Raw genomic sequence first — 765 nt, forward strand, 5'->3', positions numbered from 1 at the left:
AGCCTTCCGCGAGATCGGCGGCGCAATCCGCAAGGTCGGCACCGTCCCGGTTGGCGCAATCCTCCGTCTGCCCGCCGGAACCAAGATCCGCGTCGAGGCGTGGATACCGCGCGACTACGCCAACCGTCAGGGTGGCGTCTACACAACCAAGCGGATCGCCGGCGGCCACATGGCGCAGGTGCGCCGCTTGTCCGACAATCTCGTGTTCAGCATCTCCGACGTGTTCCTCGTGAACGCGCCCGAGGCATAGGAGCCGCCATGTGCCGTGCAAGTTTCACCCTCACCGTGACCACCGCGAAGGATCAGGCCCCCGCCCCCGATCTGTGGTCCCCGATCCTCGCGAACCTGAAGACCATCAGCCAGTACCGCCACTGGACCGATCTGGCCGGTGGTCGCGCCGCCATCGCCAACGTCTGCTGGCCGGATGCGGAACAGGGTCTGGCCGCGATGTCGGCCAGCTTCGCCGGGCTGCGGTTCTCCCTCCATGTGCAGGATCGCATTGGGCGGGAGCATGTCATCGACGCGCTCGACGGATACACCGATCTGCGACACGGCAAGGTCATATTCCCGCCGATCACGCTCTGGCACACCGGCGGCGTCACGGGCGCCGGTCGCGGCAAGCCGACGACCGGCCTGGCTGTCTGGTCGATCTTCATCGAGACCGAAGATGGCGCGGCAAGCCACCTCGCCCTCACCGCAGAAGACGCAGGCAAGATAGCCTGCGCCGCGGTCGAGCCGATCTGGCATCGACTCCACCGAGGCGAA

2 protein-coding genes are annotated in these 765 nt (G+C 66.8%); both read left to right on the forward strand.

Features of this window, described 5'->3' with window-relative positions; genetic code table 11:
* Positions 1-250 (forward strand): hypothetical protein (locus C5F48_RS25560; RefSeq protein ID WP_181247791.1); only part of this gene is annotated, 250 nt, incomplete at its 5' end.
* A gap of 8 nt (positions 251-258) precedes the next feature.
* The coding region (locus tag C5F48_RS24295; RefSeq protein ID WP_146170777.1) for a hypothetical protein at positions 259-765 on the forward strand (507 nt) is incomplete at its 3' end.

Source organism: Cereibacter changlensis JA139 (assembly GCF_003034985.1).
In the GTDB taxonomy this organism is placed as follows: Bacteria; Pseudomonadota; Alphaproteobacteria; order Rhodobacterales; family Rhodobacteraceae; genus Cereibacter; species Cereibacter changlensis.